Source organism: Streptomyces sp. NPDC047043 (assembly GCF_040644055.1).
Lineage (GTDB): Bacteria > Actinomycetota > Actinomycetes > Streptomycetales > Streptomycetaceae > Streptomyces.
In genome coordinates this window covers 61,238-78,115 of sequence record NZ_JBEYVO010000039.1, presented here as the reverse complement: position 1 = coordinate 78,115, position 16,878 = coordinate 61,238, and the positions used below count along the sequence as shown (strand labels likewise).

General features: G+C 71.8%; 10 protein-coding genes and 1 pseudogene. 9 read left to right on the top strand and 2 right to left on the bottom strand.

What is annotated here, in order from left to right; genetic code table 11:
- Positions 1-16: 16 nt before the first annotated feature.
- From ABZ880_RS44785 to ABZ880_RS44770, 4 genes are read left to right on the top strand one after another with little or no spacing between them, the layout of a single operon-like run.
- Positions 17-1,507: a rhamnulokinase family protein gene (locus ABZ880_RS44785; protein ID WP_361276322.1), complete on the top strand. Its 1,491-nt coding sequence runs from the start codon at positions 17-19 to the stop codon at positions 1,505-1,507.
- A complete protein-coding gene (locus tag ABZ880_RS44780; RefSeq protein ID WP_361276230.1) occupies positions 1,507-2,262 on the top strand; it encodes a (Fe-S)-binding protein in 756 nt (251 codons plus the stop codon). The genes ABZ880_RS44785 and ABZ880_RS44780 overlap by 1 nt, the downstream gene beginning before the upstream one ends.
- Complete coding sequence (locus ABZ880_RS44775; protein WP_361276227.1) at positions 2,259-3,683, top strand: LutB/LldF family L-lactate oxidation iron-sulfur protein; 1,425 nt, start codon at positions 2,259-2,261, stop codon at positions 3,681-3,683. Before ABZ880_RS44780 ends, ABZ880_RS44775 begins: the two co-directional genes overlap by 4 nt.
- Complete coding sequence (locus ABZ880_RS44770) at positions 3,680-4,315, top strand: LUD domain-containing protein (protein WP_361276224.1); 636 nt, start codon at positions 3,680-3,682, stop codon at positions 4,313-4,315. The genes ABZ880_RS44775 and ABZ880_RS44770 overlap by 4 nt, the downstream gene beginning before the upstream one ends.
- 75 nt (positions 4,316-4,390) lie before the next feature.
- On the opposite strand, the gene ABZ880_RS44765 is transcribed toward ABZ880_RS44770, so the two are convergent.
- Positions 4,391-6,646, bottom strand: coding sequence for an MMPL family transporter (locus tag ABZ880_RS44765; protein WP_361276221.1), 2,256 nt, complete (start codon positions 6,644-6,646; stop codon positions 4,391-4,393).
- A 197-nt stretch (positions 6,647-6,843) separates the two neighbouring features.
- On the opposite strand from ABZ880_RS44765, the gene ABZ880_RS44760 reads away from it, so the two are divergent.
- The 3 genes and pseudogenes from ABZ880_RS44760 to ABZ880_RS44750 form a co-directional block, all read left to right on the top strand.
- Positions 6,844-7,572 (top strand): response regulator transcription factor, encoded by a 729-nt coding sequence (locus tag ABZ880_RS44760; protein ID WP_361276218.1) that lies wholly within the window; start codon positions 6,844-6,846, stop codon positions 7,570-7,572.
- The gene (locus tag ABZ880_RS44755; protein WP_361276215.1) at positions 7,566-8,627 is read left to right on the top strand and encodes an ATP-binding protein; all 1,062 of its coding nucleotides are present in this window, start codon (positions 7,566-7,568) and stop codon (positions 8,625-8,627) included. Before ABZ880_RS44760 ends, ABZ880_RS44755 begins: the two co-directional genes overlap by 7 nt.
- A 113-nt stretch (positions 8,628-8,740) precedes the next feature.
- Positions 8,741-9,214, top strand: a pseudogene (locus tag ABZ880_RS44750) (SDR family oxidoreductase); the annotation flags it as partial.
- 257 nt (positions 9,215-9,471) lie between these two features.
- On the opposite strand, the gene ABZ880_RS44745 reads toward ABZ880_RS44750, so the two are convergent.
- Positions 9,472-12,291 (bottom strand): glycoside hydrolase family 78 protein, encoded by a 2,820-nt coding sequence (locus ABZ880_RS44745; RefSeq protein ID WP_361276212.1) that lies wholly within the window; start codon positions 12,289-12,291, stop codon positions 9,472-9,474.
- A gap of 542 nt (positions 12,292-12,833) precedes the next feature.
- Here ABZ880_RS44745 and ABZ880_RS44740 point away from each other — a divergent pair.
- Together ABZ880_RS44740 and ABZ880_RS44735 are read left to right on the top strand one after the other, a co-directional pair.
- The gene (locus ABZ880_RS44740) at positions 12,834-14,324 is read left to right on the top strand and encodes an MFS transporter (protein ID WP_361276209.1); all 1,491 of its coding nucleotides are present in this window, start codon (positions 12,834-12,836) and stop codon (positions 14,322-14,324) included.
- A 91-nt stretch (positions 14,325-14,415) separates the two neighbouring features.
- Entirely contained in the window at positions 14,416-16,851 is a 2,436-nt protein-coding gene (locus ABZ880_RS44735) for a glycoside hydrolase family 3 C-terminal domain-containing protein (RefSeq protein WP_361276206.1), read from the top strand.
- Positions 16,852-16,878 lie beyond the last annotated feature (27 nt).

The window sequence follows — 16,878 nt, the reverse complement described above, 5'->3', positions numbered from 1 at the left end:
ACCCCACGTGAGCACCATCCCGCCGTCCTCCGCCTTCCCCTCCACGTTCGCGGCCGTCGACCTCGGCGCGACCAGCGGACGCGTCATCCTCGGCCGGGTCGGACCGGACAACCTCGACCTCACCGAGGCCCACCGGTTCGCCAACACCCCCGTCCAGCTGCCCGACGGTCTGCGCTGGGACGTCCTCGCCCTCTTCCAGGGCATGCTCGACGGGCTGCGCGAGGCAGCCCGCGCCGGTGGCGTCAGCTCCGTCGGGGTGGACAGCTGGGCCGTGGACTACGGGCTCCTCGACGGCTTCGGTTCGCCGGTCGGCCACCCCTTCCACTACCGGGACAGCCGCACCGACGGAGTCGCCGAACGCGTCTGGTCCCAGGTCGGCCCTGCGGAACTGTACGAGGTCACCGGCCTGCAGCACCTGCCGTTCAACACCGTCTTCCAGCTCGCCGCGGAGGCGGGCGGCGCACGGCTCGCCTCGGCCCGCTCCCTGTTGCTCATTCCGGATCTGTTGATCCACTGGCTGACGGGATCCATCGGTGCCGAGGAGACCAATGCCTCCACCACCGGCCTCTTCGACGCCAGAACCGGAACCTGGTCCAAGGACCTCCTGGAACGTCTCTCCATCGACCCCGGTCTGCTGCCGCCGCTGCGGGCCCCGGGCGACCCGGCCGGAGTCGTCCTGCCACACGTCGCCTCCTACACCGGGCTCGCCACGGGCACGCCCGTCACCACCGTCGCCTCGCACGACACCGCGTCCGCGGTCGTCGCGGTGCCGGCCACGGAGCCCCACTTCGCCTACATCTCGTGCGGCACTTGGTCGTTGGCCGGCCTCGAACTGGACAGCCCGGTCCTGACCGAGGCGTCCCGGGCCGCGAACTTCACCAACGAGCGCGGAGTGGACGGGACCATCCGCTACCTGCGCAACATCATGGGGATGTGGCTGTTGGAGGAGTGCCGCCGCACCTGGGCCGCCAAGGGCCTGCCCGCGCACATCCCGAGTCTGCTCGCCGACGCCGCCCGTGCCGAACCGTTCGCGGCGGTCATCGACCCTGACTCCCCGGAGTTCCTCCCGCCCGGCGACATGCCGGAACGCATCCGGGAGTACTGCCGTCGCACGGGCCAACCAGTCCCCGGCAGTCGGGGAGCCGTGGTCCGCTGCATCCTCGAGAGCCTGGCCCTGGCCCATCGCCGCACGCTCCGTCAGGCCGCCGAACTCGCCGACCGCGACATCACCCACGTCCACCTTGTGGGCGGTGCCTCCCGCAACGACCTACTCTGCCAGCTGACCGCCGACGCCATCGGCCTGCCCGTGGTCGCCGGCCCGACCGAGGCCACCGCGATGGGCAACATCCTCGTCCAGGCCAGGACCGCCGGCCTGGTCGGCGGCCTGCCCGCGATGCGCCGGCTCGTCGCCGACACCCAGCACCTGCGCCGGTACGCCCCTCGCGGCGACACGGCCGTCTGGGACGCCGCCGAGGCCAGGATCTCGCCGACCGGAAAGGACGCGTGATGCGCGTCGCGCTCTTCGCCACCTGCGTCAACGACGCCGTCTACCCGTCCACCGCCATCGCCACCGTCAGGCTGCTCGAACGCCTCGGCGTGGACGTGGACTTCCCCGCCGCGCAGACCTGCTGCGGCCAGCCGCAGTTCAACACCGGCTACCGCCGGGAGACCGAACCCCTGGTCCGCCGCATGGCCCGCGCGTTCGAGGGATACGACCATGTCGTCACCCCGTCGGGGTCGTGTGCCGCGATGGTGCGGGACAACTACCCGCGCATCGGCGCCAGGGCCGCCGCGGAGGGACGCGGCGCCGAACTGGCGGACGCCGCCGCGTCGCTCGTACCGAGGACCTACGAACTGACGGAGTTCCTGGTGGACGTGTTGGGGGTGACGGATGTCGGGGCGTACTTCCCGCACACGGTGACGTACCACCCCTCCTGCCACGGCCTGCGCATGCTGGGCCTGGGCGACAGGCCCCGTCGCCTCCTGCAGGCGGTCAAGGGGCTGGAGCTGGTCGAGCTGCCGGACGCGGAGGAGTGCTGCGGCTTCGGCGGGACGTTCGCCGTGAAGAACGCGGACGTCTCGGCGGCGATGGGCGCAGACAAGGTCTCCAACGCGCTGTCCACCGGCGCGGAGGTGCTGTGCGGCGCCGACAACTCGTGTCTGATGCACATCGGCGGCATGCTGCGCCGCCAGAACGCCCCGCAACGCCCGCTGCACCTCGCGGAGATCCTGGCGAGCACGGAAGAGGAGCCCCTGAAGTGAGCGGGACGTTCGTAGGAATGCCGGCCTTTCCCGAGGCCGCGCGCGAGGCGGTCGGCAACAAGACGCTGCGCGGCAATCTGCGCCACGCCACGCACACGATCCGTGCCAAGCGGGCGAAGGCCGTCACGGAGGTCTCCGACTGGGCGGAGCTGCGCGAGGCGGGCAAGCAGATCAAGGACCACACGCTGCGCCATCTCGACCGCTACCTCGTGCGGTTGGAGGAGTCGGTCGTCGCGGCGGGCGGCACCGTTCACTGGGCGGCCGACGCTGACGAGGCCAACGAGATCGTGACCCAACTCGTCAGGATGACCGGCGAGTCGGAGGTCGTGAAGGTCAAGTCGATGGCCACGCAGGAGATCGGGCTCAACGAAGCGCTGGAGGCCGCGGGCATCCGGGCCTACGAGACCGATCTCGCCGAGCTGATCGTGCAGTTGGGCAAGGACCGGCCCTCGCACATCCTGGTCCCGGCCATCCACCGCAACCGGGGCGAGATCCGGGACATCTTCGAGCGCGAGATGAGCGAGTGGGGCCGCCCGGCGCCCGAGGGGCTCACCGACACGCCCGCCGAGCTGGCGGAGGCGGCACGGCTGCATCTGCGGGAGAAGTTCCTGCGGGCCAAGGTCGGCATCTCCGGCGCCAACTTCATGGTCGCCGACACCGGCACCCTGGTCGTCGTCGAGTCCGAGGGCAACGGGCGGATGTGTCTGACCCTGCCCGAGACGCTGATCTCGGTCGTCGGCATCGAGAAGATCGTGCCGACCTGGCAGGACCTGGAGGTCTTCCTCCAGACCCTGCCCCGCTCCTCGACGGCCGAGCGGATGAACCCGTACACCTCGACCTGGACCGGCACGACCGACGAGGACGGCCCGCGGAATTTCCATCTGGTCCTGCTCGACAACGGCCGCACCGACACGCTCGCCGACGAGGTCGGCCGCCAGGCCCTGCGCTGTATCCGCTGCTCGGCCTGCCTCAACGTCTGCCCGGTGTACGAGCGCGCGGGCGGCCACGCCTACGGCTCGGTCTACCCGGGCCCGATCGGCGCGATCCTCAGCCCCCAACTCCGGGGCACGCAGAGCGAGATCGACGCCTCCCTGCCGTACGCCTCCTCGCTCTGCGGGGCCTGCTACGAGGTCTGCCCGGTCGCCATCGACATCCCCGAAGTGCTGGTGCACCTGCGCGAGCGCGTCGCCGACCAGGGCGGGGCCGGGCACAGGCTGGAGAAGGCCGCGATCAAGGCGGCGGGCTGGGTACTGGACCGGCCGGCCGCGCTCGCGGCGGGTGAACGGCTCGCGTCGAGGACCCGCGGGCTGCATCCCAACCGCCTTCCGGGTCCCGGTGCCCGGCAGTGGACCGAGAGCCGCGACCTGCCGAAGATGCCCGCCGAACCGTTCCGCGACTGGTGGAGGAAGAACCGCCGATGACCGCCACCTCCCGTGACCGGGTTCTGGCCCGGGTACGACGCGCGCTGGCCGACGCGCCCGACGTCCCCGAGGTCTCCCGCGACTACCTCGTCAGCCATACACCCGACGCGCCGGACACGGTCCTCGACCTCCTGCACGAGAACCTCGCCGACTACCGGGCCGTCGTCCACCGTGCCACGGAGGCCGAACTCCCGGCCCTGATCGGTCACCTCCTCGCGGAACACGGTGTCGGACGGGTAGCCGTCCCGCCGGGGCTGCCTTCCGGGTGGCTGGCCACCACCGACGCCGAACGGCTTCCCGACGACGGTCCGTTGTCGCCGTACGAACTCGACACCGTCCACGCCGTGGTCACCGGCTGCGCCCTGGCGATCGCCGAGACCGGCACCATCGTCCTGGACGGCGGCCCCGGCCAAGGCCGCCGCGCCCTGACCCTCGTCCCCGACCTGCATGTCTGCGTCGTCCGCGCGGCCGACCAGATCGTGGCCTCGGTGCCCCAGGCCTTGCCCCGGCTCGATCCGGTCCGCCCGCTGACGTGGATCTCCGGCCCGTCGGCGACCAGCGACATCGAACTCGACCGGGTCGAAGGCGTGCACGGCCCGCGGAGCCTGCACGTGGTCATCGCGGTCGGCTGAGCGTCGGCTCAATCCGACCCGATCGGCTCCGCGAAGGGAGCACGACCGGTGCTCACGCCCAACGGAGGACGTCGGCTACGCACCGCCGCCACCGGAGCGGACCGCGATCCGCTCCGTGCCCGACCGCCCGGGCGGCGCCACCGCTGCCGAGGGGGCGCCGTTCATCCTGCGGGTCAGCCGCTCCCCCTCGATGTCCACGTCCGGGAGGACCCGTCGCAGGAACCGAGGCAGCCACCACGCCCGGTCGCCGAGGACGGCCATCACCGCGGGTACCAGCGCCATGCGAACGACGAACGCGTCCAGCAGCACACCGATGCCGAGGGCGAATCCCATCCCCTTGATGACCTGCATGTCGGCGAAGACGAAGGACCCGAAGACGGCGATCATGATCAGGGCGGCGGCGGTGACGACCTTGGAGCCGTGCCCGAAGCCCCGGATCATGGCGTCGGCGGCCGTCCGTCCGTGGGCGTACTCCTCACGCATCCGCGAGACGAGGAACACCTCGTAGTCCATCGCCAGGCCGAAGAGGATGCCGACGAGCAGCATCGGCAGGAAGCTCAGCACCGGTCCGGTCTCCTTGATCCCGAGCAGGCCGGAGAGCCAGCCCCACTGGAACACCGCCACCATGGCGCCCAGGGAGGCACCCAGCGACAGCAGGAAGCCCAGGGCCGCCTTCAGCGGTACGGCGACCGCGCGGAAGACCACGATCAGCAGGACGAGGGCCAGGCCCATCACCAGCAGGCAGTACACGGGCAGGGCGGCGGAGAGCTTGTCCGCCACGTCGATGTTGACCGCGGTGGTGCCGGTGACGTCGACGGCCGTGCCGGTGCGGTCCTCGACGGCGTCGCGGGCGTGCCGGATCTCCGCCAGGACCCCCTTGGTGGCCTCCGTCTCGGGGCCGCTGGCCGGGGTGACACTGATCAGGGCGGCGTCGCCGGACTTCGCGGGCACCACGGGGGACACGGCGGCCACGCCCGGCAGCCGCTTCACGGTCGAGGTGAGTTCCCCGGCCGCGGACGCCACCGCCTTCTCACCACCCTGGACGAGGACGACGAGGGTGCCGCTGTAGCCGGGCCCGAAGCCGTCGTCGACGAGTTTCTGGGCACGCGCCGCGGAGGTGTCGGGGTCCTGTGTGCCGCCCAGTCCGAGCCGCAGGCCGGCCGCCGGGAGGGCGAGGATCCCCAGGCCGAGCAGGGACACGACGAGCACGGTCCAGCGGCGCCGCGCCACCAGGGTGGCCCATCGCACGCCCGCGGCCGGACGGTCCGTCCGGCGGGCGGCGCGCTCGGTGGAGCGACGCAGCACCGGCACCGTGCTGGTGGCGATCCTCCCGCCCATCAGGCCGAGCACGGCGGGGAGCAGAGTGACGGCGATCAGTACGGAGACCACCACGGTCGCTGCGGCGCCGAGGCCCATCACCGTGAGGAAGGGGATGTTCACCACGGACAGCGCGGCCAGCGCGATCACGACCGTGGCGCCCGCGAACACGACCGCGCCGCCCGCCGTGCCGGTCGCGAGCCCCGCGGACTCCTCGGGATCCATGCCGCCCCGAACCTGCGTCTGGTGGCGGGAGACGATGAAGAGGGCGTAGTCGATGCCCACGGCGAGCCCCAGCATCACGGCGAGGATGATCGACGTGCTGTCCATGGTGACGACACTCGTCAGGGACATCAGGCCCAGGACGCCGACGGCCACGCCGACGAGCGCGGTGGCGACCGGGACGACCGCGGCGCGCAGGGAGCGGAAGACGAAGACCAGCACACCCAGCGCGATCAGCACGCCCACGGCTTCGCCGGGCCCCATCACCTCGACCTTGCTCTGGGAGAACGCGTCACCGCCGAGTTCCACGGTCAGCCCGGCTCGGCGGGCCTCGGCCGCGGCCTTCTCGACGCCGGCCTGGGTGGCCTCCGGCAGGGCGTCGCCCTTCTTCGTGGAGAAGGTCAGCTGGGCGATGCCCGTCCCGCCGTCGGCCGACACGGTTCCGGCCTTCACATCAGGGGCGGTGGCCGCGGTCACGCCCGGGACGCCGGCGACCTCGTCGACGGTCCGGCGCACGGTCTTGGCGCTGTCACCGGCGCTGACGGTCGCGCCGTCCGGCGCCCGGAAGACGATCTTCCCGGTGGTGTGCGTGTCGTCGGTGGGAAACTTCGCCCGCACCACGTCGAGCGTGCGCTGGGCCTCGGTGCCCGGAATGGTGGTGGCCGAGGCGAACGGCCTCATCAGACCGAGCGCGGCCACGACCGCCACGAGCAGCAGGACGGACCAGGCGCCGATGACGGACCATTTGCGCCGGTAGGCGAAACGGCCCAGGCGGTACAGAAGCGTGGACACGCGAATACTCCCGGATGCCGGAGAAGGGAAAGGGATCTGTGTGATCCACGCTAGGAACCCGGCGCCCGTCTCCCCGCCGGAACGGCCTCCTGGAACCGTTCTTCACACACAACTCCCATGGAGCGGAGGCCCGGCGATCCGACATGATCGAACGACACCACGGGGGCACGGCATGCACGACAGGAGAAGCACGCGACATGAGTGACCGGAACTCCGCGTCCGGCGCGGCGGGGCCGCCGCTGCTCGGACGGCTTCTGGTGGTCGACGACGAGCCGGCGATCCTGGACACCGTGGGCCGGTTCCTGCGGTTCATCGGATACGACGTCCGCACGGCCGCCACGGCGAAGGAGGCCCTGACGGCGGCGCGGGACTTCCTGCCCGAACTGATCCTGCTCGACGTGATGCTGCCGGACGGCGACGGCTTCGAGGTGATGCGGCGTCTGCGCGCGGACGGCCTGTCGCACGCCGTCGTCTTCCTCACCGCCCGCGACACCCGGCGGGACCTGGTCAGGGGCCTCACCGCGGGCGGTGACGACTACATCACCAAACCCTTCGGCCTCGACGAGGTGGCCGCCCGGATCGGTGCCGTGCTGCGCCGCAGCCGGCGCCCCGACCGGGACGACCCTGTCCTGCGGGTGGCCGACCTGGAACTGGACCAGGCCACGTACACCGTGCGCCGTGCCGGGACCGCCGTCGACCTGTCGCCCACGGAGTTCAGGCTGCTGCGCTACCTGATGCTGCACAGCGGACGGGTGGTCCCCCGCGCCCAACTCCTCGACCATGTCTGGTCGTACGACTTCAACGGAGACGACACCGTGGTCGCCACCTACGTCAGCTATCTGCGGCGCAAGCTCGACCCGCTGGGTCCCCCGCTGATCCACACACAGCGCGGCGTCGGTTACAGCGTCCGGGAGCCGGAGTGCTGAACCGGATCCGTCGGTGGCCGCTGCGGACCCGGCTCGGCACACTCGTCACCGCCCTGTGCGCGTGCGCCATGGCCGCCACCGCGTTCGCCTGGGTCGTCAGCGGGGACGCGGCCGTCATCGTGACCGTCGAGCTGGCCGGACTGACCGGCGTGGCGGTGATCAGCACCGCCGTGGTGCGCCGCGAACTGCGTCCCCTGGAGCGGGCCGCGGACACCGCCGACGCGATCGCGGCCGGCGAGTTCGGTCAGCGGCTCACCGTGGCCGCCACCGCCCCGACCACCGAGGTCGGCCGGCTCGCCGAGGCGCTGAACCGCATGCTCGACCAGATCCAGACCGCTCTCAGCGCACGTGAGCGCTCCGAGGAGCGGATGCGTCAGTTCGTGGCCGACGCCTCGCACGAGCTGCGTACCCCGCTGCAGTCCCTGCGCGGCTACGCCGAGCTCTACAAGCGGGGCGCGCTGCCGGACACGGCCGCGGTCGACGAGGCCGTGGACCGCATGCTGTCCGAGATCCACCGGATGACGCGGCTGGTCGAGTCCCTGCTGACACTGGCCCGGTTCGACGAGGAGGACGAGGCGGACCTGGAGCCGGTCGACCTCAGCCGGATCGCCCGCGACTCCTGCCGCGATGCCGCCGCGGTCGAGCCGGAGCGCCCGTTCCGGCCGGACATCGAGGCCGGAGTGGTCGTCCTGGGCGACGAGGCCCAGCTGCGGAGCCTGCTGGCCAACCTCCTCGGCAACGTCCGTATGCACACGCCCTCGGGCGCCCCCTGCCACGTCGAGGTGCGTACCACGGGAGACGAGGCGCTGCTCCGGGTCGAGGACGAAGGACCGGGCATCCCGGGGGACGCCGTCGCCCACGTCTTCGACCGCTTCTACCGAGCCGACAAGGGGCGCAGCCGCGCCCGCGGGGGCAGCGGACTGGGGCTCGCCATCGTCGCCGCCGTGTCGGAGCTGCACGGCGGCCGGATCAGTCTCGACAGCGCCCCGGGCCGCGGCACCCGGGTGGACGTGATCCTGCCCCTCCCGCACCGGCCGGCCCGAGAGGCCGTGTGAACGGCGCTGATGACCGGCACTTCGCCATGAACGTCGTCCCTGCGACCGGAGGAACAGCGTGGTGGGGATCTCGGGCAGGACGGTCCTGATCGTCGGCGCCTCGTCGGGGATCGGTGCGGAAGTCGCGCGCCTGCTCGCTCCCGGCGGCAACCGGCCTTGTCCTCACCGCGCGGCGGGCCGCCCAACCGGCCGCGGTGGCGGAGCAGGTGCGCGCGGCGGGCAGCGCCTGTCTGGACATACCCACCGACGCCCTGGACCCACGGGTGGCCGCCGAGGTGGTGACGGCCGCCGTGGCGGAGTTCGGCGGTGTGGACGTGGCGCTGCTCAACGTCGGCCAGGGACCGGACATGTCCATGGACCAGGTGTCCGTGGCCGACGTCTCACGGATCATGGCCCTCGACCACGGCGTGGTGGTGAACTGCCTTGTCCCGTTGGTCGCGCAGATGGAAGGCCAGTGGGTCGGGGGCACGATCGCGCACGCCAACTGGCCGGCCGGCCTGATGGGCCTTCCCCGCCGGGGCCCCTCCTCTGCGGCGAAGGCCGCCGCGCGCACTCTCCTCGACGCGGCACGGGTCGAACTGGCGCCCCGGGGCAGCCGGTTCGCCTCGATCCACCCCGGCTTCGTCGCCACCGACCGGATCAGCGAGGACGGTCCTGCCGAAGCCCCTCCAGATCCGCCAGGACCGCGCGGCGCGACATGTCGTACGGGCCCTGGAGAGGGAACCGGCGCGGGCGTACTTCCCCTGGCCCGCGGCGGCGTCGGTGCGCACGCCGCGGGCCCTGCCCACGCCGGTCTCCGCCCTCCTGCTCAGGAGGCTTGCCTCCGGTCAGGAGGGCGGCGCCGTCAGGCGCGGCCCTCCAGTTCGGCGAACTTCGCCTCCAGGTCGGCGAGGAACTTCTCGGCGTTCGGGATCATCCCCGCGATCGTGCGGACCGTGGTCCCGGCGGGGGCGGCCCCCGACCCGCTCTCGATGAACTCGGCCGCCTCCGGAATGTAGGAGATCAACAGGTCCTTGAAGGCACGGGCGGCCTCCTCGCGGTCCATCAGGGCGTCGACGTCCATGTCCACCGACAGCGGGGGCAGTTCGGCCTCCTCGGAAGCGAGCGTCACCGTCCAGCTGTGCCGGCCCGAGCCGACCCCGACGATCTCGTCCCCGTCCGGCAGGAGGACCTCGGCGGTGGTGTTGGGCGGCACCAGCGCCTCGACCGTCACCTCCGCCCCGGTCCGGGTCCAGGAGACCGCCGCCTCGCCGTACGGGGTGCGCAGCTTCGCGCCGGCGTGGGTGAGGCCGCCGCCGGGGCGGGGCTGGATGCGCAGGCGCCGGTAGCCGGGGGCGGCGGGGGCCAGACCGGCGACGGTGCGGTGCAGCCAGTCGGCGACGGCGCCCAGGGCGTAGTGGTTGAAGGAGGTCATCCCGCTGGGGTTGACGGTGCCCTCGGGCAGCAGGCTGTCCCAGCGCTCCCAGATCGTGGTGGCGCCCATGGTCACGGGGTAGAGCCAGGACGGGCACTCCGTCTGGAGGAGCAGCCGGTACGCGGTGTCCTCGTGCCCGGTGCGGGTCAGGGCGTCGCAGACCAGCGGGGTGCCGACGAAGCCCGTGGCGATCTTGTGTCCGTTGCCCCGGACCAGCCTCGCCAGCCGCTCGCCGGCGCGGTCGCGCTGGGCGTCGGAGTCCAGCAGCTCGAAGCAGATCGCCAGGGCGTACGCGGTCGGCGCGTCGGACATCATCCGGCCCGCGTCGGTGACGTACTCCCTCTGGAACGCCGTCCTCACCTCGCCGGCCAGGGCTCGGTAGCGTTCGGCGTCCTCGGTGTGGCCCAGGATCGCGGCGGTGCGGGCGAGGAGTTCGCTGGAGCGGGCGAAGTAGGCCGTGGCGACCAGTTCGCCCGGCGTCGCGGCGCCGTCGGGCCGCCCGGCGGGGGCCGTCGGGTCGAGCCAGTCACCGAACTGGAAGCCGCTGTCCCACAGCCGGCTGTCACCGGCGAGCGAGGCCACGTGCTCCACCCAGGCCCGCATCGAGCCGTACTGGGCGGCCAGGACCCCGGTGTCGCCGTAACGCTCGTGGAGCACCCAGGGCACGAACACGGCCGCGTCGCCCCAGGCCGCGGTCGGGGTGTCGGCCCCGGCCACGCCCACCCGGGGCACCACGAACGGCACCACACCGTCCGCGCTCTGCTCGACGGCGAGGTCGGCGAGCCAGGAGCCGAGGAAGCCGGCACTGTCGTAGAGGTAGGAGGCGGTCGGTGAGAAGACCTGGATGTCACCGGTCCAGCCGAGCCGCTCGTCACGCTGCGGACAGTCGGTCGGAACGTCGAGGAAGTTGCCCCGCATGCCCCACACCACGTTCTCGTGCAAGCGGTCGACGAGTTCGTCGGAGCACTCGAACGATCCCGTGCGCTCCAGGTCGGAGTGCAGGACCACGGCACGCACCGTGGTCGGGTCGAAGTCGTCGGGCTGTCCCGTGATCTCGGCGTACCGGAAGCCGTGGAAGGTGAAACGGGGCTCGAAGACCTCCTCACCGTCTCCGCGCAGGGTGTAGGTGTCGGTCGCGGCGGCCGTGCGCAGGGGTCTGGTGCACAGTTCGCCGTCCTCCAGGATCTCGGCGTGCCGCAGGGTGACCTGGGTGCCGCTCGCTCCGGTCACGGTCAGCCGCAGCCGGCCCACGAGGTTCTGGCCGAAGTCGAGGAGCGTCCTGCCGGAGGGGGTGGCCGTCACGGAGACGGGGGCGATCTCCTCGATCCGGCGTACCGGAGGGCCGTCGGGCGCCACGAGGGTGCCGAGGTCGCGTTCCAGGACGCGCACCCCGCGCCAGCCCGACTCGTCGTGGTCGGGCAGCGACCAGCCGGAGCGCTCCAGCCGGGCGTCGTACGCCTCGCCGTCGTAGATGCCCGAGGAGAGGACCGGACCGGTCGCCGCACGCCACGAGCCGTCGGTCGTGATCCGCTCGGTCGTGCCGTCGGTGTACTCCACCTCCAGCTGGGCCAGCAGGGCGAGCCGGTCGCCGTAGACCGCGCGGGTCTTGCCGTCGAAACCGATGCGCCCGCGGAACCATCCCTCCCCGAGGACCGCGCCGATCGCGTTGCGGCCCGGCCGCAGCAGGTCGGTGACGTCGTGGGTGCGGTAGCGCAGGCGCTTGTCGTACGCCGTCCAGCCCGGGGCGAGAACCTCGTCGCCGACGCGGACGCCGTTGATCTCCGCCTCGAACACCCCGAGCGCGGTGGCGTACAGGCGCGCCCTGCGCACCGGGACGCGCAGCTCGAACTCTCGGCGCAGGAACGGCGAAGGCTGGTCCGTCTGCGGGTCCTCGTCCCAGTCCGGTGTGACGAAGACGGCCGACCAGTCGTCCGGAGCGAGCAGCCCGGCCTCCACCGGTGCCGGCGTGCTCCAGGGGGAGACCGCGCCGTCGGAGCCGGTGACCCGGACCCGGATGTCGGCCCTGCCACGCGCCGGGAGCGCGTCGAACGGCCAGGGCACGAGAACGGAGTCGGCCGACTCGACCCGCACCGTGACGGCGGGACCGTCGCCGCCCGGCACGGTCAGCTCGACCTCGTACGCCGTCTGGGTCCAGTCCCGGGCCTCGGTGAGCGTGGTCCACGACAGCCGCGGACGGGCGGTTCCGAGACCGAGCGCGTCACGCACGTGCTCGAACCGGACATCGCTCACGACACCCGTCCGGTCAAGGGTTTCCTGACTCACCTGTGGTCCTCACTTTCGCGCCGGCACGACCGTGTGCCTGTGTACATCATGAGTCGCCACGATGATCTGAATCGATTCAAATCCCGTGGGTCAGAGCCCGGGCCGCCCGAGGCGGTGGCCGTGAAGATCCAGACGACGACTCAAAAAAGTTATGAGCGAAACCCTAGCCACGAATCCCGAACGTAGCTAGGTTTCCGCCATGTGAACTTCTCGTTGACTCTGGATCCAACCGGTTCAGAGGCCTGCGGGAGCCGCACTCCGGCCCACGTCACGCCCGCCCGCTCGCCACGGCCGAACGGCCGGAACCAGACGGGTTGACAGACCGGAGCACGACTCCCACCATGACCGCCACGGAGTTGAAAGGTTCCAACCGACGGGCGCCGTTCTGTATCCGCCCACACCCTCGGACGCGTCGTTCGTCCCGTACGAACCTCCCCACCGACCCGACGAGGTCCCTCAAAGCCCCACCTCCGCTCACCACCCTCCCTCCGAAGAGAGGCCACATCGCCGTGTCTTCCTCCACCACGCCCTCGCCATCACCCGCGACCACACCGGCACCGGCGGCCAAGGCTCCCCGAGCCGGCATGGGCGCCCGTTTCGCCCTCATCGCCCTCGCCCTGATGTGGCCCACCCAGCTGCTGTCGCTGGCCGGCCTGCTCGGCGGCAACGCCCAGGCCTCCGTGGCGATCCACTTCCGCACCACCGAAATCGGCTGGTTCATCCTGGTCAACGCGCTGGTCGGCACCGTGGTCGCGCCGTTCGCCGTGAAGCTCTCCGACTTCTACGGCAAGCGCAACGTCATGATCGTCATCACCGTCATCGGCCTCGCGGGCGACATCATCGCGGCTTTGGCGAACAACTACGCCACGCTGCTGATCGGCCGCGGCATCGCCGGCTTCTACGCGCCCATCGCGGCCCTGGCCTACGCGTCCGTCCGTGAGCTCTTCCCGCCCAAGCACGTGGGTGCGGCCAGCGGCATCATCGGCAGCGGCATCGCCTTCGTCGCCATCGGCGGGCCCTTCCTCACCGGCTGGGTCATCGACAGCTTCGGGTGGCGGGGCGTCATGTGGTCGCTGGCCATCGCCACGGCCATCGGCCTGCTGCTCCTGCTCACGCTGGTTCCGGAGACCCCGCACCGCGTGGAGCGGACCAAGGTGAACTGGCTGGGCGGCCTCCTCCTCGGCGGCGGCGCGGCGGCCCTCACCTACGGCATCGGCAAGGGCGGCGAGTGGGGCTGGACCGACGCGGGCACCCTGGCCTACATGTTCGGCGGTGTCGCGGCGGTCCTGCTCTACATCGTCACCGACCTCAAGGGCGCCCACCCGCTGTTCGACCTGACGATGGCCTCCCGCCGTGGCGTCTGGTCCGTCTTCCTGGCCACCGCGCTGGTCGGCGCGACCATCTTCGGAACCGGCATCATCGGCCAGCTGCTGGTGCTCTACCCGAAGATCCCCACGGTCTCCGACGGTCTCGGCATGACCGCCACGCACTACGCGGTCATCGGCATCCCGGCCAGCATCCTGATCCTCGTCGTCGGCTTCGGGACCGGTGTGGCACTGCGCAAGGTCGACGCCCGCCTGCCGCTGGCGCTCGGTGCCGCGTTCGCCGCCGTCGGGTTCGTGCTCCAGCGGAGCTGGCACTACAACAGCACCCAGCTGATGCTGCTGGGCGTCTTCTCCGCGATCGCCATGGGCCTGATGGTGTCCTCCATCCCGGTCCTGATCATCGAGGCGGTCAGCCCCGAGGAGCAGGCGACCGCCAACGGCCTGCAGAGCCTGGCCCAGGGCGTGCTGACGACCATCGTCACCCAGATCGTCTACGTGATCCTCGCCAAGGACAGCACGGTGGCCCAGGGCACCCGCTTCTACCACGACGCCGGCTACAAGAACGCCATGCTGTTCGGCGCGGCCATGGCAGTGGTCGGACTGCTGACCGTCGCCCTCATCCCGCGGCTCAAGCGCGCCGAGGACGTCGAGGCGGGCGAGGCCGTGGCCGCCTGAGCACTCACCCGCTCCGGGGCCGCCGCCCGACTACTGCCCCGTCGCGGCGGCCCCGGCTCCCCCACACCCGCCAGGAAGGCAGGAACGGCCCATGACCCGTCGGCAGACGGTGGACGAAGCGGACCTCACCCGGCGCCTCGACGCCATGTCCCTCAAAGAGAAGGTGACCCTGCTCACCGGCGGCGACGCCTGGACCCTGACACCGGTCGCCGCCGCCGGCCTCGCTTCCCTCACCCTGTCCGACGGGCCCGTGGGCCCCCGCGGCCCCTCCTTCGGAGGCGACACCCCGCCCGCGCTCCTCTTCCCCAGCCCGAGCTCCCTCGCCGCGACCTGGGACGAGGACACCGCGTACGAGACCGGTCGGCTGATGGGCCTCAAGGCGCGGGAGATCGGCGTCCATGTCCTCCTCGCCCCCACCGTCAACCTCCACCGCTCCCCGTTGGGCGGCCGGCACTTCGAGTGCTACTCCGAGGACCCGCACCTGACCGCCCGTGTCACGGTCGGTTTCATCAGGGGCGTGCAGTCGACTGGGGTCGCCGCCACCGTCAAACACTTCGTGGGCAACGACTCCGAGACCCAACGCATGACGTACGACGCCCGGATCGACGAGAAGACCCTGCGGGAGGTCTATCTGCCGCCCTTCGAGGCCGCCGTCCGCGAGGCCGACGTCTGGGCCGTGATGGCCGCCTACAACTCCGTCAACGGCACGACCATGACCGAGAACGGCCGGCTGCTGACGGAGGTGCTCAAACAGGAGTGGGGCTTCGACGGCGTGGTGGTGTCCGACTGGCAGGCCGCCAGGACGACCGAGGCGTCCGCCGTGGCGGGACTCGACCTGGTGATGCCGGGCCCGGACGGGCCGTGGGGCGACGCGCTGATCGCAGCTGTGGAGCAGGGCGCCGTGCCGCCGGCCGTGATCGACGACAAGGTCCGCCGCATCCTGCGGCTGGCGGCCAGGGTCGGCGCCCTCGACGAGGCGGCCGGCCCCGGACACATCCCGGTTCCCTCGAACGTCCGCTCCCGCATGCGGCAACTGGCGGTCCAAGGGTCCGTCCTGCTGCGCAACGACGGACTGCTGCCGCTGCGCCCCGGCACACTGCGCAAGGTGGCCCTCATCGGCCCCAACGCGGTGCGCTTCGCCACCCAGGGCGGTGGCAGCGCCCAGGTCACACCGGAACACGTGGTCACCCCACTCGACGGACTGCGCCGGGCGCTGGGCGAAGACATCGAGATCACCGTCCACCCGGGCGTCTTCCCGCACACCAAGCTCCTGCCGCTCGACGGCGGGACGGCCACCGACCCCGTCACCGGGGAGCCCGGTGTCCGGCTGGACTACCTGGACGCCGACGGCAACCTCGTCTCCGACGAGCACAAGGATCCGGCGAACTGGTGGTTCCCGATCGTCCTCGGCCCCGGAGTGGCGGAACTGACCGTCCGCACGCGTCTCGGACTGCGGGACTCCGGCACCCACCGGCTTTCCGTCATCGGCACCGGTCACTTCACCCTGCGTGTCCCCGGGCACGAACCACTGACCCACGAGCAACTCCAGGAGGGCGACGACATCGCCGCCCTGCTGCTCAACCCGCCGTCACACACTTTCGCCTTCCCCGCCGTCCGCGGCGAGACGGACATCATGCTGAGTGTCCGTCCGCAGCGGAACCTCCCCTACCCCGTCACCCTGCTCGGCCTCGGCTACGACGTCCCCCGCGGCACCGACGAGGAGGAGCTGGAAGCGGCCGTCACCGCCGCGGCGGAAGCGGACGCCGTCGTGCTGATGGTCGGCAGCGACTCCGACACCGAGGCCGAGAACGTCGACCGAACGACACTCACCCTGCGGGGCCGACAGGACGAACTCGTCGAGCAAGTCTGTGCCGCCAACCCGCGCACCGCCGTCGTCGTCAACGCCGGCTCCCCCTTCGTCCTCCCCTGGGCCGAGCGGCCCGCCGCCCTGCTCTGGTCGTGGTTCCCCGGCCAGGAGGGCGCAGACGCCATCGCCGACGTCCTCACCGGCACCGAGCCCGGCGGTCGGCTGCCCACCACCTTCCCCGCCGCCGAAGCCGACGTACCGGTCCTGTCCACACGGCCGGTGGACGGCACGCTGGACTACTCGGAGGGCGGCCTGATCGGCTACCGCGCCTACACCGCCCGCGGCACCGCGCCCCTCTTCCCCTTCGGGCACGGGCTGTCGTACACGACCTGGGACTACGAGGACTTCGCCGTGACCGGCGACATCGAGCGCGGGCTCTCGATCCGCGTCACGGTCCGCAACACGGGCGGCCGCGCGGGCCGCGAGGTCGTCCAGGCGTACCTGGACCCGGCGGGCGACGAGCCACAACGTCTCATCGGTTTCGCCGCGGTCGAGGCGGGGGCCAGTGAGGTGGTGATGGCCTCGATCACCGTGCCGGCCGAGACCCTCAGCATCTGGGGTGCGGCCGGGTGGGTTCCGCGCACCGGGCCGCACCGCATACGTGTGGGGCGCTCCGTGGCCGATCTGCGGCTGACCGCCGCCGCACCCCGCCCGTCATGATCACGATCGGCGCCCCGGCCGACCCAC

What these genes read in the sequence shown, in the direction of transcription:
- ABZ880_RS44780 (WP_361276230.1), top strand. Translation starts at nt 1,507, where the DNA reads ATGCGCGTCGCGCTCTTCGCCACCTGCGTCAACGACGCCGTCTACCCG.
- ABZ880_RS44770 (WP_361276224.1), top strand. Translation starts at nt 3,680, where the DNA reads ATGACCGCCACCTCCCGTGACCGGGTTCTGGCCCGGGTACGACGCGCG.
- ABZ880_RS44735 (WP_361276206.1), top strand. Translation starts at nt 14,416, where the DNA reads ATGACCCGTCGGCAGACGGTGGACGAAGCGGACCTCACCCGGCGCCTC.
- ABZ880_RS44760 (WP_361276218.1), top strand. Translation starts at nt 6,844, where the DNA reads ATGAGTGACCGGAACTCCGCGTCCGGCGCGGCGGGGCCGCCGCTGCTC.